Annotated in this window: 13 protein-coding genes and 1 riboswitch; of the genes, 6 read left to right on the top strand and 7 right to left on the bottom strand. The window is 65.6% G+C overall.

Annotated elements, in window-relative coordinates:
* Positions 1–226: 226 nt before the first annotated feature.
* Together O0K41_RS05315 and O0K41_RS05310 are read left to right on the top strand one after the other, a co-directional pair.
* Positions 227–2,023: an autotransporter assembly complex family protein gene (locus O0K41_RS05315; RefSeq protein ID WP_005414924.1), complete on the top strand. Its 1,797-nt coding sequence runs from the start codon at positions 227–229 to the stop codon at positions 2,021–2,023.
* A complete protein-coding gene (locus tag O0K41_RS05310) occupies positions 2,020–5,877 on the top strand; it encodes a translocation/assembly module TamB domain-containing protein (RefSeq protein ID WP_164222685.1) in 3,858 nt (1,285 codons plus the stop codon). The genes O0K41_RS05315 and O0K41_RS05310 overlap by 4 nt, the downstream gene beginning before the upstream one ends.
* Before the next feature lie 67 nt (positions 5,878–5,944).
* On the opposite strand, the gene O0K41_RS05305 is transcribed toward O0K41_RS05310, so the two are convergent.
* Positions 5,945–6,658: a GIY-YIG nuclease family protein gene (locus O0K41_RS05305; RefSeq protein WP_204310885.1), complete on the bottom strand. Its 714-nt coding sequence runs from the start codon at positions 6,656–6,658 to the stop codon at positions 5,945–5,947.
* A 297-nt stretch (positions 6,659–6,955) separates the two neighbouring features.
* Here O0K41_RS05305 and O0K41_RS05300 point away from each other — a divergent pair, with 297 nt between their 5' ends.
* Positions 6,956–9,103 carry a S46 family peptidase gene (locus O0K41_RS05300; protein ID WP_164222683.1) on the top strand — a complete coding sequence of 716 codons (2,148 nt, stop codon included), beginning with the start codon at positions 6,956–6,958 and terminating at the stop codon, positions 9,101–9,103.
* Between the two features lie 181 nt (positions 9,104–9,284).
* Positions 9,285–12,731 (top strand): PAS domain-containing hybrid sensor histidine kinase/response regulator, encoded by a 3,447-nt coding sequence (locus O0K41_RS05295; RefSeq protein ID WP_164222681.1) that lies wholly within the window; start codon positions 9,285–9,287, stop codon positions 12,729–12,731.
* 163 nt (positions 12,732–12,894) lie between these two features.
* Here O0K41_RS05295 and O0K41_RS05290 read toward each other — a convergent pair whose 3' ends face one another.
* The 4 genes from O0K41_RS05290 to acs all read right to left on the bottom strand — a co-directional run bounded on the left by O0K41_RS05290 (position 12,895) and on the right by acs (position 17,048).
* Complete coding sequence (locus tag O0K41_RS05290) at positions 12,895–13,470, bottom strand: manganese efflux pump MntP family protein (protein WP_164222679.1); 576 nt, start codon at positions 13,468–13,470, stop codon at positions 12,895–12,897.
* 88 nt (positions 13,471–13,558) lie between these two features.
* A riboswitch (yybP-ykoY riboswitch) is annotated at positions 13,559–13,648 on the bottom strand.
* A gap of 148 nt (positions 13,649–13,796) precedes the next feature.
* The gene (locus O0K41_RS05285) at positions 13,797–14,189 is read right to left on the bottom strand and encodes a hypothetical protein (protein WP_308304450.1); all 393 of its coding nucleotides are present in this window, start codon (positions 14,187–14,189) and stop codon (positions 13,797–13,799) included.
* Positions 14,190–14,359: 170 nt separating this feature from the next.
* Positions 14,360–15,025 (bottom strand): response regulator transcription factor, encoded by a 666-nt coding sequence (locus tag O0K41_RS05280; RefSeq protein WP_006477308.1) that lies wholly within the window; start codon positions 15,023–15,025, stop codon positions 14,360–14,362.
* Positions 15,026–15,104: 79 nt separating this feature from the next.
* Positions 15,105–17,048, bottom strand: coding sequence for an acetate--CoA ligase (gene acs / locus O0K41_RS05275; RefSeq protein WP_164222675.1), 1,944 nt, complete (start codon positions 17,046–17,048; stop codon positions 15,105–15,107).
* 245 nt (positions 17,049–17,293) lie between these two features.
* On the opposite strand from acs, the gene O0K41_RS05270 reads away from it, so the two are divergent.
* Both O0K41_RS05270 and O0K41_RS05265 read left to right on the top strand, forming a co-directional pair.
* The gene (locus tag O0K41_RS05270; protein ID WP_164222667.1) at positions 17,294–18,721 is read left to right on the top strand and encodes a DcaP family trimeric outer membrane transporter; all 1,428 of its coding nucleotides are present in this window, start codon (positions 17,294–17,296) and stop codon (positions 18,719–18,721) included.
* 160 nt (positions 18,722–18,881) lie between these two features.
* Positions 18,882–20,543: an MFS transporter gene (locus tag O0K41_RS05265; RefSeq protein WP_164222664.1), complete on the top strand. Its 1,662-nt coding sequence runs from the start codon at positions 18,882–18,884 to the stop codon at positions 20,541–20,543.
* 164 nt (positions 20,544–20,707) lie between these two features.
* Here O0K41_RS05265 and O0K41_RS05260 read toward each other — a convergent pair whose 3' ends face one another.
* Both O0K41_RS05260 and O0K41_RS05255 read right to left on the bottom strand, forming a co-directional pair.
* Positions 20,708–21,352 carry a hypothetical protein gene (locus O0K41_RS05260; RefSeq protein ID WP_164222660.1) on the bottom strand — a complete coding sequence of 215 codons (645 nt, stop codon included), beginning with the start codon at positions 21,350–21,352 and terminating at the stop codon, positions 20,708–20,710.
* Positions 21,353–21,396: 44 nt separating this feature from the next.
* A complete protein-coding gene (locus tag O0K41_RS05255) occupies positions 21,397–22,080 on the bottom strand; it encodes a hypothetical protein (RefSeq protein WP_150828028.1) in 684 nt (227 codons plus the stop codon).
* Between the last annotated feature and the right edge of the window lie 255 nt (positions 22,081–22,335).

Raw genomic sequence — 22,335 nt, 5'->3', positions numbered from 1 at the left:
GGCATTGCCACCGCGCATCGCATCGACCTGTGGATTGCCGGCCAGCGGTCGGCACTACCGGATTACCGCTGGCGGATGTCCATCGGGATCATTGCCGGCATCGCGCACGATGCCGGCATCCTCGCCTGCGATCACGAGGATCGCCACAAAGGCGCGTATTTTGACCGCCACTTAACAACCGATCCCGAATGACGTGATGCATTTCGCATCGTCACCTTCGGTCGGTATGCTGTGCCGCATGCAGCCAAAGAAATACGCCCTGCCGCTGATGGTCCTGTCGCTGGCCGCCACCTCCGTGGCCCACGCGCGCGGCACCATCGACAAGGTGGACATCAAGGGATTGGACAAGGGCGACGACGCCGCAATCATCGAGAACATCCAGGAATCGCTGTCGCTGTACGACACGATCGGCAAGGAACAGGGCGAATCGCGCCTGGAGTACCTGCTGTCACAGGCCGAGCGGCAGACCCGCCAGGCACTGGAACCCTTCGGGTACTACAACCCGGTGATCAAGGTCGAGGCGCCGCGCGAGGACGAGCATGTGCGGGTGCTGATCCATGTCGACAAGGGCACCCCGGTGACCGTGCGCCGTGAGCACATCGACATCACCGGGCCGGCGATGTATGACCAGTACCTGCAGGACGACCTGGCCGCATTCAAGCCCCGCAAGGGCCAGCGCTTCGAGCACACGCAGTACGAAGCCAGCAAGATCACCATCACCCGTCGCCTGGCCGAGCGTGGCTACTTCGATGCCGACTACACCCAGCGCCAGGTGCAGATCACCCGCGCCGACAACGCGGCCGACATCGACCTGACCTGGGACAGCGGCCGCCGCTACAACATGGGGCCGGTGCGTTTCGAGCAGGATTACTTCGTCGACAAGCTGTTCGACCCGCTGGTGTACTGGGAACAGGGCAGCTACTTCCACGAGGGCAAGCTGGACCGGCTGCGCGAGTCGCTGACCAAGCTGGACTACTTCAGCGTGATCGACATCCAGCCACGGCCCGACCAGGCCGATGCCAACGGCGAAGTGCCGGTGGATGTGAAGCTGACCCGCGCCAAGCGCACCATCTATACCGCGGGTCTGAGCTACGGCAGCGAGAGTGGCCCGGGTGTGCGCGGCGGCATCGAGCGGCGGTTCCTGAACAACCGCGGCCACAAGATGAACACGCAGCTGGACTATGCGCAGAAGCGCAAGAGCCTGGTGACCAGCTACCGCATCCCCGCCTTCAACTGGCTTGACGGCTGGTACACCTTCGCCGCCAGTGCGTATGACGAGCAGACCGATTACATCGACCTGCGCAACTTCAAGCTGATCGCCAGCCGCAGCGGCGAGATCAACGAGCACTGGACCGCGATCGCCTCGATCAACGCACTGCGCGAGCGTTGGCGCTATGCCTCCGGCACTGAATTCACCGATGCCGTCTACAACACCTCGACGCTGGTGTACCCGCAGATGGTTGCCGACTACGTCAACGTCGACGACGAGATGTTCCCGCGCAAGGGCATCAGCGGTACTGCGACGATGCGCGCCGGCGTTGAAGGTGCCGGCTCGGACACCAGCTTCGTGCAGGCCAACGCCGTGCTGCGCTGGTACATCCCGGTGGGTGAAAGCAACCGCCTGATCCTGCGCGGCGAGGGGGGTACCACCTGGACCAGCGATCTGGTGGCGATGCCGCCGAGCCTGCGCTACTTCGCGGGCGGTGACCGCAGCATCCGCGGTTACGCCTACCGCGAAGTCGGCCCGCGCACACCCAAACCCGACAAATACGCGCTGGGCGCCAAGAACCTGGTGATCGGCTCGGCCGAGTACGAGCACTACTTCAATGGCGGCCCGTGGGGCGCGGCGGTGTTCGTCGATACCGGCAGCGCATTCGACAACACCATTGATCTGCACACCGGCGTCGGCTTCGGCGTGCGCTGGAAATCGCCGGTGGGCCCGGTGCGCGTGGATATCGCGCATGGCCTGAACAACCCGGATTCGCAGTTCCAGCTTTACCTCAACATCGGAGCGGACCTGTGAGCACGCCCGCACCCACCCCGAACACGCCGCCGCCGCGCGTGCGTTTCTACCGCCGCCGCCGCTTCTGGGCGTGGTCCGGCGTGGGCGTGATCGGCCTGGTGCTGCTGGCGTTGCTGGCGGTGTACTGGCTGCTGCAGACCGTGGCCGGCCGCGATGTGCTGCTGGCACAGGTGGTGGCGCGGCTGCCGGTGGGCGCCAGCTTCACCTGGGACCAGGTGGACGGCCCGGTGGCCGGTCCGCTGACCCTGTACAACGTCGACTTCCGCTACGACGACATCCATTTCCACGCCGAGCGCGCGCACCTGGAGCCGGACCTGCGCCCGCTGCTGGGCCGCAAGCTGCTGCTGGACAAGCTGGAGCTGACCAACGCGACGCTGAACCTGGCCAAGAGTGACGAGCCGTTCAAGCTGCCGTCGTGGCCCGATTCGCTGCCGCAGATCGAAATGCCGCTGGCGATCCAGGCCGATGCCATTGCCATCGACGGCTTCCGCATCAGCCAGGCCAACGAGCCGGTGATCGACATCAGCCGTGTGCGGGGTGGCATCGAGATCGCCAACGGCGAGTTCCAGGCGCACAAACTGGTCGTGGACAGCGACATGGGCAATTTCACCGCCCAGGGCCGCTACATCCCGGCCAAGGACTACGACACCGACGTGACCGTCACCGCAGTGTTGCCGGCCCCGCGTGGCCGTACCGCAGCGACGGTGGGGCTGGTGGCACGCGGTGACCTGGCGCACATGGAAGTGGCCGTAGCCGGGCGCGCGCCGAAGCCGCTGCACGCGATGCTGGTGTTCGATGGCCGCACCGATCCGAGCTGGAGCGCCAGCATCCGCAGCGATGAACTGGATCTGGCGCTGCTGTCGCCGGCACTGGCCAGCTCGGCGATCGCACCGCTCGCACTGGACTTCACCGCGGCTGGCAAGGGCGGCAACGCCAACCTGCGTGGCAAGGTGAAGCAGGGTGATCAGGAGCTGGAGCTGGCACCGTCGGTGGTGTCGCTGCAGGACCAGGTGCTGAAGGTGTCGCCCCTGCTGGTGAAAGGGCTTGGCGGTGAGGCACGGCTGGAAGGCACCGCCGACTTCAGCCAGGAAGACCAGCAGAAACTCAATTTCTCGGTGGTCGCCCATGACCTGACCTACGTGCCGGCGCCCGATCCGAACACGGCCGGCAGCGCACCGGTGCCGGTCACCCTGAAGGAAGCGCGCTTCGGCCTGGCCGGTACCTTGAAGGCGTGGGCCGCGATCGGCCGTGCCGATGTCGAACGCGAAAAGCAGAAGGCACAGCTGCAGTTCGACGTACGCGGCAATGACCAGGCCGCGTCGATCCACCAGCTGCAGGCGCAGACGCCGGGTGGGCAGCTGCAGGTGGAAGGCCAGGTGGCGTGGGCACCGCAGCTGGACTGGGATACCAAGGCCACGCTGAAGGACTTCGACCCCGGCTATTTCGTGCCGGGCTGGAACGGCCGCCTGTCCGGCAACCTGGCCTCCAAGGGCCGCCAGCTGCCGCCGCCGGCAAACGCGCCGCCGGGCACGGCCGGCACGCTGGAAGCCACCGTCGACCTGCCGTCGCTGAAGGGCATCCTGCGCCAGCGCAATCTCGACGCACAGGGCAAGTTCGCGCTGCAGGGCGCGCAGGGCCAGGGCGACCTGAAGCTGTCGCTGGGCAGCAGTCGGGTGACCGCGTCGGGCAAGGTCGGCGACCGCCTCGACATCGACGCGCGTTTCGAACCGCTGCAGCTGAGCGATCTGCTGCCCGGCGCCGATGGCGGCCTGCGTGGACAGGTACAGGTGAAGGGCCCGCGCGATGCGCCGGACATCACCGCCGACCTGGTCGGCAACAACCTCAACTGGGACGGCTACGGCGCCGAGAGCGTGAGCATCAAGGGCCACCTGCCATGGCGCGGCGACAGCGGCACGCTGGCGGTGCAGGGCCAGCAGGTCAACGCCGGCATGCTGCTGGAACGCTTGAACGTGGATGCGCAGGGCAGTGTCTCCAACCTGCGCCTGGCCGCGCAGACCCGCAACGAGATGGGTGCGATCGAGCTGCAGGGCAGCGTCCGCCAACAGGGCGCGCAGTGGCGCGGCGAACTGGCGTCGCTGCGTATCGCACCGGTGAAGGGCGATGCCTGGTCGTTGCGTGCACCGGCGGCGTTCGCGATCAACGGCAGCACCTACACCCTGTCCGAAGCCTGCCTGGCCGCGGCCAGCAGCGGCGAGCTGTGCGCACAGGCCAACTGGCCGCGTGAGGGCCTGGTGGTGCGCAGTGATGCGCTGGCGCTGGCGCTGGTGCAGCCGTGGCTGCCGCCGCAGTCCGGCCGCCGCATCTACCTGCGTGGCGATGTCAGCCTGGACGCGCAGATCCGCCCGCGCGGCAATGCCTGGGAAGGCCATGTAGAGGTGCGCTCGAAGGAAGGCGGCGTGCGCCTGGGCGAGAACCGCAACACCGTGGGGGATACCACCCGCGGCGAGCTGGTGCGTTATGACCAGTTCTCGCTCAAGCTCGACATGACCCCGGCCAGCATCAAGGGCTACCTGGGCATGGGCTTCCAGGGCAACGGCTTCGTCGATGCCAGGATGCAGACCGGCTGGGAGGCCAGTGCGCCGCTGAACGGCGAGCTCTACCTCAACATGTCGCGACTTTACTGGCTGGAGCTGTTCTCGCCGGACATCGTGCGCCCGACCGGCCTGATCGAGGGCCACGTCAGCCTGCGCGGTACGCGCGGCCAGCCATCGCTGGGCGGTGACGCCCAGCTGAGCAACTTCAAGGGCGAATTCCCCGCGCTGGGCCTGACCTTCGACCAGGGCAAGGGCAGCTTCGTGGCCCAGCCCGACGGTTCGGCAAAGATCACCGCGCAGGCCAACTCGGGCCAGGGCACGCTTTATGTCGATGGTGGCCTGTCGTGGTTCGGCGATGCACAGCCGCTGCAGCTGAAGATCCACGGCGAGAACGTGCTGCTGTCCAACACCAGCGAGCTGCGCATCGTCGCCAACCCCAACCTCGACTTCACCCTGGCCAAGGCGGCGATGGAGCTGCGCGGCACCGTGCACGTGCCCGAGGCCGACATCGATCTCGAACGCCTGGATCGTGGCACCTCGGTGTCCGAGGACGTGGTGGTGCTGGACCCGGCCGACCCGGAAGAGTCGCGCACCTCGCCGCTGGACATGGACCTGACCGTCAGCCTCGGTGACAAGGTGAAGATGACCGGCTTCGGCCTGAAGGGCGCGCTGACCGGCAAGATGCAGGTCTGGGCCAAGCCTGGCCGCGAAATGACCGCCAATGGTGGCCTGGAAGTGAGTGGTCGCTACAAGGCATACGGGCAGGACCTGACCATCACCCGTGGCAACCTCACCTGGAACTACAACGCGGTGTCCGACCCGCGCATCAACATCCGTGCCGAGCGCCGGATCGGTGATGTCACCGCCGGCATCGACGTGACCGGGCGTGCACAGCAGCCGCGCGCGGACGTGTGGTCCGAGCCGGCGATGTCGCAGTCCGAGGCACTGGCCTACCTGGTGCTGGGGCGCAGCCTGACCGGTGCCAGCAGCGACCAGGCCCAGCAGGTCAACGCGGCCTCGGCGGCGCTCTCGGCTGGCAGCGGCCTGCTGGCCTCGCAGCTGGGCGCCAAGCTGGGCCTGGACGATGCCGGCGTGAGCCAGTCGCGCGCGCTGGGCGGCTCGGTGATTGGCGTCGGCAAGTACATCTCGCCCAAGCTGTACGTCGGCTACGGCGTGTCGCTGGTCGGTGCCGGTTCGGTGATCACGCTGAAGTACCTGCTGCGTCGTGGCTTCGACGTGGAAGTGGAGTCGAGCACGGTGGAAAACCGGGGGTCGATCAACTGGCGGCGGGAGAAATAACCCGCCGCCTTCTCTCCGGTAGCGCCGGACCCTGCCGCGCCCGATTCATGCGAGAGATTCGTGTTGGTCAGTTGTCTTTGGCCAGCTGCAAAGAAGCGCGGCGTTCAAGTTCGTCCAATGATCGCCCGTCAGCGGATTTCCAGTCGTCCCATCCGTTGGATGGTCGTCCAAGCAGACAACCAGAGGCGGCGCTGGGAGATCGGAACTGATGATCCTGAGTGAATCGGATGTTTCGGCCGTCTTCGATGATCACTTTCTCGGCGAGCAGCTGCTCTCGAACCGCTCTGGAAGCGGCGCCGAAGGACGCGACGACCTCCCGACGCCCCACAGATCCTTTGAGGACAACCATTCCTTCGCTGCCGTAAAGTCCCTTCGCTTCCGTATCAGGTCCTTTGCAGAGAAGTTCTGTTGCTTGGCTTCTATCTGCGAGTGGTTTGAACGGTGTGTAGCCCAATGTAGCCAGCAAGACGGAAGCTGTCTCGTGTATCTCTTGGCAATCGGCTTCCAGCGGGGGCGGCGTATGGGGCCGAGATCCTCCATTGACGTTCTCTAGCCGGAAACGTGCGGCTCTCCGTGCCTCCTGAATGGAATGCCATTCCAGATAGCCGACATGGGTGCTGGTGAATGCATTGGTTAGGGAAAGTACGGCAACAGCCCGATTCCATGAATCACGAGTACCTTGATGCGTGTACAGGCGATCTTTGAGTGCCCCAGTTTGGCCGATGTACATTGAAGGCGAACTTTCGTCATCCTCACTTCCAAACAGGAAGTAAAGTCCCACTTGCGTTGACTCCGGCATTTCCAGAAATCGGGACAGCAACTTTCTAGGAATCTCCACGGCTCGCACTGTTCGCGTGGTGATCTCGGCAATCCGGATGCCAGTTGGATCGCCATGTGGGAGAAAGATCTGGATTGTTTGGGGTCGGGGATTCAAAGAGCACGCCCTGTGTGATTCCGGATTCAATAGCGTATCCGGCAGCGTGCCACGCGAAAAGGCAGTACCCCCAACCATCGGCCGTTGCCCCATCCGGCCCCAGCGGCTATGGTCCCGGGCTGTTCTGTCGTACCGGATTGCCTCATGTCATCACGCAAAGCCCTTCCCACCGCCCTGGCCCTGGGCCTGACCCTCGCCGCCGGTGCCCACGCCGATGAAGGCATGTGGATGCCGACACAGCTGCCGGAGCTGGCCAAGCCGCTGCAGGCCGCAGGTTTCAAGGGCAATCCGGCCGACCTGGCCAATGTCACCGCGCCGCCGCTGAGCGCCGTGGTGCGCGCCGGTGGTGGTACCGGTTCGTTCGTGTCCGCCGACGGCCTGCTGCTGACCAACCACCACGTGGCGATGGGCGTGATCCAGTACAACAGCTCGCCCGAGCACGACCTGATCACTGGTGGCTTCATCGCCAACGGCCGTGCCGACGAGCGCCCGGCCAACCCGGACTTCCGCGTGCTGGTCACCGTCGGCTTCGACAAGGTGACCGATCAGGTGCTGGCGCAGGCGCGTGGCAAGACCGGCCGTGCCTACTTCGATGCTGTCGATGCGGCCAGCAAGCAGATCGTGGCCGAGTGCGAGAAGGACGGCAGCGTGCGCTGCTCGGTGGCCAACATGTACTACGGCACCGACTTCTACCGGATCGCCCAGCTGGAACTGAGCGACGTGCGCCTGGTGTACGCGCCGCCGCGTGCGATCGGCAACTACGGCGACGAGATCGACAACTTCATGTGGCCGCGCCACACCGGCGACTTCACCCTGCTGCGCGCCTACGTGGGCAAGGACGGCAAGCCGGCCGCCTACAGCAAGGACAACGTGCCCTACCAGGCCCCGGCACACCTGCAGATGTCGGTGGAAGGCCCGAAGGAAGGCGACTACGCGATGCTGGCCGGTTACCCGGGCATCACCTACCGCCATCGTACCGCGGCCGAATTCGCTGGCCAGATCGATACCGTGCTGCCGCGCCGCGTATCGGTGTTCCAGCAGATGATCGACACCATCGAGGCCGCCAGCGTGAAGGATGCACAGGCGCGCACCCGCTACGCCTCGCAGCTGCAGTCGTTGAAGAACAACCGCAAGCGCGCTGCCGGTGAGCTGGAAGGCCTGCTGCGCAGCGACGCCAAGGCCCAGCGTGCCGCCGACGAGACGGCGATGCTCGCTGCCACCGACCGCAGGTACCAGGGCGACATCAAGGCCTTGCTGGCCAACCTGTCGCAGGGCGCGGCGGTGGGCGAGCGTGACCTGCTGCTGGACCAGATGGCCGCGCAGAGCCAGCTGCTGCGTTCGGCGTTGCTGCTGGAGCGCCTGCGCATCGAATCGGCCAAGCCGGACGCGCAGCGCGAAAGCGGCTACCAGCAGCGCGACCAGGCGATGATCGAAGGCGTGCTCAAGCAGGTCCAGCGCCGCTACGCACCGGAGGTCGAGAAGGCGCTGCTGACCACCCTGCTGACCCGCTACCAGCAGCTGCCGGACGCGCAGCGCGTGGCCGAGTTCGACGCGGCCTTTGGCCGTACCCCGCAGCAGCTGGCCAAGGCGCTGGATACCCTGTATGCGGGCACCCAGCTGGGTGACGAGGCGCAGCGCCTGTCGCGCTTCGCTGCCGCACGCGAAGGCAAGGCGCTGGCCGCCGATCCGCTGATCGCCGTGGCCGGCCCGCTGGTGGCCGCGCAGCTGCGCATCGAGAACGAGAGCAAGACCCGCGAAGGCGAGCAGCTGCGCCTGCGCCCGGCCTACATGCAGGCGCTGTTCGCCTGGCGTGCCAAGCAGGGCCGCGCCGTGTACCCGGATGCCAACCGCACCCTGCGCATCAGTTACGGCAAGGTGGAGGCGCTGCACCCGCGCGATGGCGTGACCTACTCGCCGGTGACCACCGTGGCCGGCATCGTCGAGAAGAACACCAACGCCTATCCGTTCGATGCGCCCAAGCCGCTGCTGGCGGCGATTGCCAAGGGTGACTTCGGCAGCACCGCCGATCCGGCGCTGAAGACCCAGACGGTCAACTTCCTGACCAACCTGGATACCACCGGCGGCAACTCCGGCTCGCCGGTGCTCAACGCCAAGGGCGAACTGATCGGCCTGAACTTCGACAGCAACTGGGAATCGGTCAGCGCCAGCTGGTGGTTCGACCCGCGCTACAAGCGCGCCGTGCACGTGGACATGCGCTACCTGCGCTGGCTGCTGGCCAAGGTCTACCCGGCGCCCGAGCTGCTGAAGGAAATGGGCGTGCCGGCCCAATAACGCCGGTACCTGGCAGGTGCCCACCGCTTCCTGGTGGGTGCCCATTGATTCCCGGTAGGTGCTCACTGTCAGTGGGCACGGATGTCCCCGTCACGACCAACGGTCGTGACCCACCGCCATGACCTACCCTCACGACCAACGGTCGTGATCTACTGGCCCCTGTTCCGACGGAAACGCACGCGTGGTCTCCAGCTGGATCCTGCTGCTGGTCTCGGTTGCCTATGCCGCGCTGCTGTTCGGCGTGGCGTGGTGGGGTGACCGCCGGCCGATGTATCCCGATCGGCCGTGGCTGCGGCCGGTGGTGTACAGCCTGGCGCTGGCCGTTTACTGCTCGTCGTGGACCTTCTACGGCGCGGTGGGTACGGCCGTGCGCAACGGCATCGGCTACCTGCCGATCTATATCGGTCCGTTGCTGCTGCTGTTGTTCGGCTGGCGCATCATCGAACGCCTGGCGCTGATCGCCCGCAGCCAGAACGTGGTCTCCATCGCCGATTTCATCTCCTCGCGCTTCGGCCGCTCGCGGCGGTTAGCGGCACTGGTGGCGATCATCGCCCTGATCGGCATCATTCCGTACCTGGCCCTGCAGTACAAAGCGGTGGCGATGAGCCTGCAGGTGCTGACCGGCAACAGCGGCCCGACCGGCTTCTTCACCGATCCGGCGCTGTACGTGGCGCTACTGATGGCGCTGTTCGCCACCCTGTTCGGTACCCGCCAGGTCGATGCCACCGAGCACCACCACGGCATGATGCTGGCCATTGCCTTCGAATCGGTGATCAAGCTGCTGGCGATGCTGGCCGTGGGCGTGTTCGCCTACCTGTGGCTGAGCAACCGCACCGACGCGGTCGTCGAGTCGGTGCATACGCTGTTCACCGGCCTGCCGCCGGTGGGCTTCATCTCGCAGACCCTGCTCAGCTTCCTGGCCATCATCTGCCTGCCACGCCAGTTCCACGTGGCCGTGGTCGAGTGCGGTGACGTGCGCGACGTACGCCGCGCGCGCTGGATGTTCGGTGGCTACCTGGTACTGATCTCGGGCATGGTGCTGCCGATCGCCACCGCCGGCGTGACCCTGTTCGGCACCGGCGGCAGCGTCGCCGACGACTCGATGGTGCTGGCCCTGCCGCTGGCCGAAGGCCGCAACGCGCTGGCGCTGATCGCCTATGTGGGCGGCTTCTCCGCCGCCACCGGCATGGTCATCGTCTCGTCCATTGCGCTGGCCACCATGGTCAGCAACGATCTGGTGATGCCGGTGCTGCTGCGTCGCAGTGGCGACCATCAGGAAGCCGCCGACGTTGCCTCGCGCGTGCTGTGGATCCGCCGCCTGGCGATCCTGCTGCTGGCGCTGATGGCCTACAGCTACTACCGCACCAGCAGCAACGACAGCACGCTGGCCTCGTACGGCCTGATGGCGTTCGCGGCCGTGGCGCAGTTCGCGCCCGGGCTGATCGGCGGCCTGTACTGGCGCGGCGCGAGCCGGCGTGGTGTCGAGGTGGGCATGCTGCTGGGCTTCGCCACCTGGCTGTACACACTGCTGCTGCCGGCGATGACCATGGCCGGCTGGGTCGATGCTGGCTGGGTGCAGCACGGCCCGTTCGGCATCGAGTGGCTGCGCCCGCAGCAGCTGTTCGGCATGACCGGCTGGGACCCGCTGACCCATGGCACGTTCTGGTCGCTGCTGGTCAATGCGGCGACGATGATGCTGGTGTCCGCGCGCTGGCGGCCCGGTGTGGACGAGCGGCTGCGCGCCGCGCCGTTCCTCGACCCGTATGCCGAGCGCCCGTCGGTGGCCGGTGGCTGGCCCGGTCATGTGCACGTGGGCGACCTGCTGGCACTTGCCTCGCGCGTGGTCGGCGAGCGCCATGCGCGGCGTTCGTTCTTCGAGCAGGCACAGTCGCTGGGCCGCGAGCTGCAATCCTCGGCGCCGGCCGACCGGCCGTGGGTGCAGTTCACCGAGCGCCTGCTGGCCGCGTCGATTGGTGCGGCCTCGGCGCGCCTGCTGCTGACCAGCCTGCTGCGCGGCTCGGGCATGGACCTGGGCGAAGTGGTGGCGGTGCTGGACGAAGCCGGGCAGGAACTGCGCTTCAACCGCGAGATCCTGTCGACCACACTGGAGAACATCAGCGCCGGGGTCAGCGTGGTCGATCCGGACATGCGGCTGACCGCATGGAATCGTCGCTACCAGGACATGTTCGGCTACCCCGACGGCATGCTCTATGTGGGCCGCCCGGTGGCCGACCTGATCCGCTACAACGCCGAGCGCGGCGAGCTGGGCGAGGGCGATATCGAAGTGCAGATCAATCGCCGCATCGGCTACATGCGCGCCGGTTCACCGCACGTGTTCGAGCGCACCCGCAGCGACGGCAAGGTGATCGAGATGCGTGGCCAAGCGCTGCCCGGCGGCGGTTACGTGACCAGCTACAACGACATCACCGACTACAAGCACGCGGAAAAAGCGCTGCTGGAAGCCAACGAGACGCTGGAACAGCGCGTGGCCGAGCGTTCGCATGAGGCCGAGGTCGCACAGCAGTCGAAGACCCGCTTCCTGGCGGCGATCAGCCATGACGTGCTGCAGCCGTTGAATGCGGCGCGCCTGTTTGCTTCCGCGCTGCGCGATAGTGATCACGTGAGCGACGAGCAGAAGCATCTGGCCGAACGCGTGGATGCGTCGCTGCGCGCGGCCGAAGAGCTGCTCGATGGCCTGCTGGATGTATCGCGTCTGGATGCCGGTGGCCTGCATCCGGTGATCGGCGAGTTCGACGTGAGCGCGCTGATGCGCGAGCTGGCCGCACAGTACACCCCGGTCGCCGCCGGTCGTGGCCTGCGCCTGGACCTGTTCGCGCGCCCGGCGTGGGTGCGCAGTGACCGCCGCCTGCTGCGCCGCGTGCTGCAGAATTTCATGGCCAATGCGCTGCGCTACACCCGCCAGGGCCGCATCGTGCTGGCCGTACGCCAGCGCGGCGACGAGGTGGAGCTGCAGGTCTGGGATACCGGCCCCGGTATTCCCGAGCATCACATGCGGCAGATCTTCGAAGAGTTCCACCGTTACCAGCAACCGTTCGATTGGGGTGAGCAGGGGTTGGGGCTGGGCCTGTCGATCTGCCAGCGCATCTCGCGCCTGCTCGACCATCGCCTCAATGCACGCAGTCGCGTGGGTCGTGGTTCGATGTTCTCGATCATCCTGCCGCGGGTGGCGCCGCTGCCGGGCTACACCGAGCTGGCCACGCCGGTACAGGCCGTGACCACACCATTGCGCAGCGATTCGCTGGCCGGCCTGCGCGTGCTGTGCGTGGACAACGACGAAGAGATCCTCGACGGCATGCGCGCACTGCTCGGTCGTTGGCAGGTGCAGGTGATCACCGCCGCCACCGTTGACCAGGCGCTGGAAAAGATCGCCGAGCGCCCGCAGGTGATGCTGGTGGATTACCACCTGCACGACCGCATGGACGGCCTGGACGCGCTGGTGGCGTTGCGCGAAGCCGCCGGCTACCCGCTACCGGGTGCGTTGCTGACCGCCGATGGCCGCGACGAGCTGAAGCGGATGGCACGCGAACGCGGCTACCGCGTGCTGACCAAGCCGATCAAGCCGGCCTCGCTGCGCGCCTTCCTGGGCGCGCTGCGCGACGCGCAGTAGTGCCGGCCGCTGGCCGGCAACCACGACGTGAAACCATGCCAGGCAAGCCTGGCATCTACCAAAGCTTCATCGGCCTGGCAGTAGATCCACGCCATGCGTGGATGTGACGTCAGGTAGTGCCGGCCGCTGGCCGGCAACCACGCAATCGCTCGCTTTCGACGCGTTACCCCACGCCGTGCAGGTGCTCGTAGAGAATCGTCGCGCCGATGATCACCAGAATCACGCCGCCGATGATCTCGGCACGCTTGCCAACCATGCTGCCCAGCACGCGGCCGAGCATGATGCCGGCGGTGACCATGGTCAGTGTGCACAGGCCGATGACCGCGGCCATCACGCCGATATGCACGTCCATGAAGGCCAGGCCGATGCCCACCGCCATCGCGTCGATGCTGGTGGCAAAACCGGTCAGCGCCAACTTCCAGAAGCCGTGGTGCTGCGAGGGATCTTCATCTGCCTCGCCGCTGTCCGGGCGCAGGCCGTTGTAGATCATGTGGATGCCCAGCGCGCCGAGCAGGCCGAAGGCGATCCAGTGGTCGAAGGCTTCGACATACTGCAGGGCGGCACGGCCGAGCAGCCAGCCGATGATGGGCGTGATCGCCTCGATGACGCCGAAGATGATGCCGGCACGCAGTGCATCGCGGAACACCGGCTTGCGCATGGCCGCACCCTTGCCGATCGCCGCGGCGAAGGCATCGGTGGACATGGCAAAGCCGATCAGGAGGATCGAAATGGGGGACATGGGCGGCTGCTGAGGTCGGGCTAGGACGGACGCACGGCCTGCGCTCGCGCCCAACCTGACGTTGCGCGCGCGGGCCGCTGGTCTCGCCAACCATCATGGTTGTCCACGCCACGGCGCACTGGCCGAGTATGTTGACGTGGACGATTCCTGCGTAGGAATCCGGCTACTCCCCAAGGGGACGCGAAGCTTAGCATCGCGATTCGCGCGTGGCGCATTTCCAGCGAAACGCGCAGGCAGGGCTGGTTTGTATAGCGATGGCTATACCGCGAGCACAGCAGCGCCTGGTAGTGCCGGCCGCTGGCCGGCGTGGCTCCCACCACAACCGGCTACATCACGTGCATGTCGTACAACCTGGGCCCACTGAACACTGCACTCTCACGATCAAGATCGAACGTGGCGGTCAAGTCGCACCGCTCGCCATCAGCGAATAGATCCAACTCCACGTGAATACCCGATGGGTGCTCATAGACCAGGGCCTCGGCGCGGATGTACTCATCGCTGGGGACATCAATCCGGAAATGATTGATGGGATCTGGCGGATCGGAGAAGTACTCGAGGGCTGCGCGCCTGAAGTCGTCGGTCCGGTCAGCAGGAAAGCCGGGAGGACAAGCGCCGTCTGGACAGCCTTCGCGGACGAAGGCAATCAACCTGCGGATGGATTCCCGTTCTTCCGGTTGGAGCTGTGGCCGAGACCCCGTGGTATCGAGCGGATTGTTCATTGTCAGGGTGTATGGAATGACAGCAGCAGTTTGCAACGGCAGCCGGTTCAGCCACAGAGCCGAAAGCGTCGTTTGAGTCGGCGATGTTGCCCAGGTGGCGCCGGGCCCTGCCCGGCGAGCACGGCGGCGACGCCGTTCCAGGCGATTGCCGGCCAGCGGGCGGCACTACCTCAATCTTCTTCCGGCGGCAGCACGATGGCGTCGTCGTCGATGGCCAGCTTGCCGGCCATCAGCACGGCCTGGGTGCGGTTGGTCACGCCCAGCTTGCGCAGGATGGCGGTGACGTGGGCCTTGATCGTCGCTTCGGAAACGTTGAGGTCGTAGGCGATCTGCTTGTTCAAGCGACCTGCGCCCAGCATCTGCAGCACGCGGAACTGCTGCGGGGTCAGCTCACGCAGGCGCTGGCCGACTTCGCGTTCTTCGCTGCCGGTGGGCGGCACGTTGTGCGCTTCCGGCGGTGCCCAGGTCTCGCCATCGAGGATGGTGCCCAGTGCGTGGCCGATGGTGTCCGAATCCGCAGACTTCGGAATGAAGCCCAGCGCGCCGTGGTCGAGCGCGCGGCGCATCACCGTGGCTTCTTCGCGCGCGGACACCACCACCACCGGCAGGTGCGGGTGCAGCGAACGCATGTGCACCAGCGCGTTGAAACCCTGTGCGCCAGGCATGTTGAGGTCCATCAGGACCAGGTCGGCGTCGTTGTGCTGGTCGGCCAGCGCATACAGCGCTTCCACGCTGTCTGCCTCGAACAGCTGCACGCCGGGGATGACCCGCTGCACGGCGCCGCGCAGGGCTTCGCGGAACAGCGGGTGGTCATCGGCAATCAGGAGGGTGGTCATGGTCGGGGGGAACCGTGGGGGAAAGCAGATGGGGTCAGAGCCCTTTCATTGCGGAAAGGGATCCGACCCCGGTCGTACATCAGCGCACCTTGCGCTCGTCCACCAGTGACGCCACCACCGACGGATCAGCCAGGGTCGAGGTGTCGCCGAGCTGGTCCGGCGCGTTCTCGGCGATCTTGCGCAGGATGCGGCGCATGATCTTGCCCGAACGGGTCTTCGGCAGGCCCGGCGCCCACTGCAGGTGGTCGGGCGTGGCGATCGGGCCGATCTCCTTGCGCACCCAGGCGATCAGCTCCTTGTGCAGCTCGTCGCTCGGTGCCTCTTCGGCCACCAGGGTGACGTAGGCGTAGATGCCCTGGCCCTTCACGTCGTGCGGGAAGCCGACCACGGCCGCCTCGGCCACCTTCGGGTGCGAAACCAGCGCGCTTTCCACTTCAGCGGTGCCGATGCGGTGGCCAGACACGTTGATCACGTCGTCGACGCGGCCGGTGATCCAGTAATAGCCGTCCTCGTCGCGGCGGCAACCGTCACCGGTGAAGTAGCTGCCCGGGTAGGTGCGGAAATAGGTATCGATGAAACGCTGGTGGTCGCCGTACACCGTGCGCATCTGGCCCGGCCAGGAATCACGGATGATCAGGTTGCCCTCGGTCGGGCCGTCCTGGATCTCGCCATCGGCATTGACCAGCGCCGGCTGCACGCCGAAGAAGGGCAGGGTGGCCGATCCCGGCTTGAGATCCATCGCGCCGGCCAGCGGCGAGATCAGGATGCCGCCGGTTTCGGTCTGCCACCAGGTATCGACGATCGGGCAGCGGCTGCCGCCAACCACCTCGTAGTACCAGCGCCAGGCTTCCGGGTTGATCGGCTCGCCGACGCTGCCGAGCAGGCGCAGCGAGGCGCGCGAGGTCTTCTTCACCGGCTCGTCGCCCTCGCGCATCAGCGCACGGATGGCGGTCGGGGCGGTGTAGAAGATGCTGACCTTGTGCTTGTCGATGACGTTCCAGAAGCGCGAGGTGTCCGGGTAATTCGGCACGCCTTCGAACATCAGCGAGGTCGCGCCGTTTGCCAGCGGCCCGTACACGATGTAGCTGTGGCCGGTGACCCAGCCGACGTCGGCGGTGCACCAGTAGATGTCGTCCTCGCGCAGGTCGAACACCGCTTCATGGGTGTAGGCCGCGTACAGCAGGTAACCGCCGGTGGTGTGCAGCACGCCCTTCGGCTTGCCAGTGGAACCGGAGGTGTAGAGGATGAACAGCGGGTCTTCCGCGTTCATGCGTTCCGGTTCGCAGGTGGACGGCTGGCTGTCCACCACATCGTGGAACCAGCGGTCGCGCGGGGCCTGCATGTCCACCGCGCCGCCGGTGTGGCGCACCACCAGCACGGTTTCAACCGTGTTCGTGCCCGGCAGCTTCAGCGCGGCATCGACGTTGGCCTTCAGTGGAATCTTTCGACCACCACGCAGGCCCTCGTCGGCGGTGATGATCAGCTTGCTCTGGCAGTCGCTGACGCGGTCGGCGATCGAGTTCGGTGCGAAGCCACCGAACACCACCGAGTGGATCGCACCGATGCGCGCGCAGGCCAGCATGGCCACCGCGGCGTCGACGATCATCGGCAGGTAGATGGTGACGCGGTCGCCCTTCTTGACGCCGAGATTGCGCAGTGCATTGCCGAGGCGGCAGGTGCGCTCGTACAGCTCGCGGTAGGTCACGTGCTGGGCCGGTGCATCCGGGCCATCGGGCTCGAACAGCAGGGCGGTCTTGTCGCCGCGTGTTTCCAGCTGGCGATCCAGGCAGTTCACGCTGGCATTGAGCTCGCCATCTTCGAACCACTTGATGTGGAAGTCGGAAAGGTCGTAGCTGACGTTCTTGATCCTGGTCGGCTTGCGCATCCACTGCAGGCGCTCGGCGGCCTTGCCCCAGAAACCATCCGGGTCGGTCACCGAAGCCTGGTACTGCTGTTCGTACGACGTCTTGTCGATGCGTGCCTTGGCGGCGAATTGCGGATCGACGGGGTAGATATCAGCCATGGCACCCTCACTTGCACGTTGACTTTGTATGTGCGGTCGCAGCATCGCAGCGACCGATCCCCCTCAGTTTGCCCCATCCACCCCCGGCCGCGTCACCACTCTGGTTAGACCATGGTCGAAAGTGAGCGCCCAGCAGGGCCGGGTTCGACCAATGGCGAATAGCCGCTATACATAATCGCCCCGCAGTCTCGGCTCGACCGTGCCCCACGCGCGGCATCACCTTGCCACTTGGGAGAGAGGGCAACATGAGCCACCGTACGTTGAAAGCCGTGCGCACACCTTTGGCGGCCTGCCTGTTGGTCGCCCTGGTCGCACCGGGCATGGCGTTCGCTGAGACCGCCAAAGAGAAAGCGCTGGAAGCACGCGTTGCCGAACTGGAACGCCAGGTCCAGCTGCTGCTGTCTTCGCAGCAACAACAACAGACCCAGATCAGCCAGACCCAGCAGGCGGTGACCGAAGTCCGCACGGTGCAGGCCGGGCAGAAGCCGGTCGCACAGGTACCGGCCGGCAAGCAGCCGATCCAGGTCACCACCATCACCCCGGGCGCAGCGCCGGGCACCACGGTCAAGATCGGCGGCTTCATCAAGGCCGATTTCCTCGCCACCCAGACCAGCGATGGCCAGCTGGCCGACGACGCCACCGGCCGCTCGCTGTACCTGCCGGGCCAGACCCCGGTGGAAGGCGCCGGCGGCAGCGGCAAGCGTTCGGGTACCGACTTCAACGCCCACGCCAAGTTCTCGCGCTTCAACCTGGGCATCGACAACGTGAGCGAATCGGGCAACAAGGCCGGTGCGTTCTTCGAGATGGACTTCTTCGGCAACTCGCTGGGCAACCAGACCGCCACCAATACCTACGGTGTGACCCTGCGCCACGCCTACATGTACTGGAACAACTGGATGGCCGGCCAGACCTGGTCCAACTTCATGGACGCGGCCGCACTGCCGGAAGCGGTCGACTTCGTCGGCCCCACCGACGGCGTGATCTTCGTGCGCCAGGCCCAGGTGCGCTACACCCAGGGTGGCTTCAGCGTCGCGCTGGAAAACCCGGAAACCACCACCCTCACCGGTACCCGCAACCCGGTCACCGGCGCCTGGACCAACACCAGCGCCAACTCCGACCGTGGCAGCCTGCCTGACCTGACCCTGCGCTATGGCTGGAAGGGCGACTGGGGCACCTTCGGTGTCGGCGGCATCGTCCGTCAGCTGAAGGTCGACAACCAGGCCACCGGCGCCAAGGCCGACAAGGTGGCTGGCGGCCTGACCCTGGGCGGCAAGTGGGTGATGGGCGACAGCGATTCACTGCACTACCAGCTGACCGGCGGCGAAGGCATCGCCCGCTACATCGGCCTGGGCATCACTGCCGACAGCGCCTACGACGTGGCCCGCGACGAGCTCAACCCGACCGGTGTGCTGGCCGGCTACGTGGGCTGGCGGCATGCGTTCTCGCCGAAGCTGCGCACCAACCTGATCTACGCGCGCAGCGACTACGACAACGACAGCATCCTCGGCCCGCTGGTGACCAAGAGCGTGCAGAGCATCCGCGGCAACATCTTCTATTCGCCGCTGCCCAAGGTCGATATCGGCGCCGAGCTGATGTACGGCCGCCGCGAAGTGGAGAACGGCAACAAGGGTGACATCACCCGATTGCAGTTCACTACGAAGTACAGCTTCTAAGAGCGTGCCGGCCAGCGGCCGGCACCTACCGAGATGGGGTGCCGGCCAAGGTCGGCATCTACCGAGATGGGGTGCCGGCCAAGGTCGGCATCTACCGAATTGAGTGCCGACCAACGGTCGGCACCCACCAACAACGATTGCTTCGGAGGGGAAGCGTCCCATGTCCAGTACACCCAGCACCGCACATAAAGCGGGCACCCTGACCAAGGGCCACAAGAAGGTCATCTTCGCCTCGAGCCTCGGCACGGTCTTCGAGTGGTATGACTTCTTCCTGTACGGCTCGCTCGCGGCCATCATCGCCAAGCAGTTCTTCAGTGGCGTCAATGAAACCACGGGCATGATCTTCGCCCTGCTGGCGTTTGCCGCCGGCTTCTTCGTGCGTCCGTTCGGCGCAGCCTTCTTCGGCAGCCTCGGCGACCGCATCGGCCGCAAGTACACCTTCCTGGTCACCATCCTGATCATGGGCATCTCGACCTTCCTGGTCGGCGTGCTGCCCAACTACGCTTCGATCGGTTTCGCCGCGCCGGTGATCCTGATCATCCTGCGCCTGGCCCAGGGCCTGGCAATGGGCGGCGAGTACGGCGGTGCCGCCACCTACGTGGCCGAGCACGCGCCGGACGACAAGCGCGGTCTGTACACCAGCTTCATCCAGTGCACGGCCACGCTCGGCCTGTTCATGTCGCTGCTGATCATCCTGGCCTGCCGTTACTTCTTGGGCAATGAAGCCTTCGAAGCCTGGGGCTGGCGCATTCCGTTCCTGGTCTCGATCCTGCTGCTGGGTGTCTCAGTGTGGATCCGCCTGCAGCTGAGCGAGTCGCCGCTGTTCCAGCAGATGAAGTCCGAGGGCAAGGGTTCCAAGACCCCGTTCCGTGACAGCCTGAAGGGCGGCAACCTGAAGCTGATGCTGCTGGTCCTGCTCGGTGCGGCGGCGGGTCAGGCGGTGGTCTGGTATGGCGGCCAGTTCTACGCGCTGTTCTTCCTCAGCAGCATGCTGAAGGTCGATGCCACCACCTCCTACCTGCTGATCGCGGCCGCGCTGGCGTTGGGCGTGCCGTTCTTCATCTTCTTCGGCTGGCTGTCCGACCGTATCGGCCGCAAGAAGATCATCCTGGCCGGCTGCCTGCTGGCCGCCGTCACCTACATCCCGATCTTCAAGGGCCTGACCCACTTCGCCAACCCGGCCATCGAGGAAGCCCGCAGCAGTTCGCCGGCCCTGGTTGTCGCTGATCCGGCCACCTGCTCGTTCCAGTTCGATCCGGTGGGCCTGCGCAAGTTCACCAGCTCCTGCGACGTGGCCACCGCCGCGCTGACCAAGGCAGGTGTGCCGTACGACGTGCAGCCCGCCGCCGCCGGTTCGCTGGCGATGGTGAACGTGGGCAGCGCCAGCGTCACCTCGTATGAGGCCGCTGGCCTGACCAAGGAAGAAGGCAAGGCCAAGGCCGATGCGTTCGGTGCGGAACTGAAGACCGCCCTGACCACCGCCGGCTACCCGGCCAAGGCCGATGGCGCCCGCATCAACATCGCCGGCACCATCTTCATGCTGTGGCTGCTGGTGCTGTACGTGACCATGGTCTACGGCCCGATCGCCGCTTACCTGGTCGAACTGTTCCCGACCCGCATCCGCTACACCTCGATGTCGCTGCCGTACCACATCGGCAACGGCTGGTTCGGTGGCTTCCTGCCGGCGATCTCGTTCGCGCTGGTGGCCGGTACCGGCAACCTCTACTACGGCCTGTGGTACCCCATCATCATCGCGCTGATGTCGGTGGTGATCGGCGGCCTGTTCCTGCGTGAGACCAAGGACGTGGATATCACCAAGTAACCGGTGGGTTCCATGCAGTGAAGGAAAGGCCGCGGTGCAGACCGCGGCCTTTCTGTTTATGGGGTGGTGACCGGGGTCGGATCCCATTCGCGCGCGAATAGGCTCTGACCCCTTGCGGTATGCAGTACACGCTGCAGCCTTGTGCAGTCGATCAACAGTCAGCTCTACCCGCCGTACAGTGCCCTTCTCTGCGAGGGAGTGACGTCAAAGATCCCCGCATCGATCAGCTTCCCGTAGTGGTCCCTGTTGCCTGGGCCTGGTGGGTCGCAGCGAAGCAGATTGTCGAGGGAACCATCGGGTGCATCCGAGGGACTCAGGCGGGCTGAGGCATAGTCCTCCGCAGTGGGACGCACCTCAGAGGGGTGCAGGTCAGGAAGGGCGGGAGAAACCCAAGCGCCAGCGTCATTGAATTGCCCTCCACAGAATTGCCCGATCTGACGCGCAAGCAGGCAACCGCTTCGTGTGTCGATGAAACCGCAGTACTGCCGTTCATGCAGAGAACCGCGCCCATCCGTCAAGCCAACCTCCCCGGATTCCACGTCAGTGACAAGCACATACCGACCGTCAGGGGACGTGGCCGGATCGGGGTCGTACTCGAACAGAGAGTACGAGCGCTTGCTCAGTGCTATGCGGCGCACCAGCTCGCCCTGTTTCATCACCGACAGGTTCCGGTAGCGACCATTTTCCTCGCCGTCGTATCGCAAGGTGATGTTGCTGCGAGCGTTCACCCATCTCCCGCTGCCAGACTTCGCATCCTCTGTTGAAGCCGCTGCTGCGAGCACAGTGAAGATCAAGCTCAACAAATTCATTCTCCAGGAGACCGTCAATTTCAGGCGGGAGCATGTGATGGGCATCAGGGGCTGGTGGTGGTGGCTTCCGGGCATTCACCTTCATCCGCCAGCTGCCGCGTCGAGAACTCCTTGATGCACAACAAGCGCTGTTCACTCTCATCGCCTGCCCGACCAATTTCCCTGCGCAGCTGGTCGGCTCCCGGGCAGCGCGCAGCGCGAGCGACAACGAGGTTGCACACAGGAACAAACGGGAAGTGCACGTCATGGCGTGGAATGTTCAGCTTCTCGTCCCAGGCCTTGAACGGGAAGAGTACATGTAACAGCCCATCTGCCGCCTCATCCTCGCTTGGTCGCGTGAGGGCGACATCCGGAGCATCCCTGAGCAACGTCGCATAGGCGTCCAGGAAGCGACGGCCGTACCGATCACGCTCCGCCGGTGTGCTCGCCTGCCGCAAGGCGGTGTAGTCCGGGAAGAGGCTGTCTACATCGGGTCCGCCGCAGGTCACGCCGGACGAACGTGAGCTGTCATTGTCCGGGGGCTGTACATGGCAGGTCGTACGTTCAAGTCTCTCTGCAAGTATCTCGAGCACCTTGCCAATACTGGCACCAGGTGTGGCATCGCCCTCGAGCTCGCCGACGACGACAGCCAGGCTGTCGCCCACCGATGGGATGTGTTCGCGCTCGGCGTTCAGGCCGACTGCCGCGACATCAATGGACTGCTCGCTGGCATCGGAAGCTCCGGCCATGAGAAGACATCCGGTCAGAAATGCAAATACGCGTCGCATCTACGCATGTTATTGGAGGTGGGATACTACCTTCAGCGCGCTGACGTCGTGCGGCAATGAAACAAGTACGAATCTACATATCAGCCCAGTATTTGATCGTACCGGTGCGGGATGACGTATCCAGCCACACGGAAGACGGGGACTTCTAGCAAGAACTGCCAACTTCTGACGCAAATGGCCCGAACTCCCTTTGTTCGCCAGTACGCTCCATAGCAT

The organism is Stenotrophomonas sp. Sm2128 (genome assembly GCF_030985535.1).
Lineage (GTDB): Bacteria > Pseudomonadota > Gammaproteobacteria > Xanthomonadales > Xanthomonadaceae > Stenotrophomonas > Stenotrophomonas maltophilia.
Note: the sequence above shows the minus strand (reverse complement) of the source record. Positions and strands in the feature narration are given on the sequence as shown.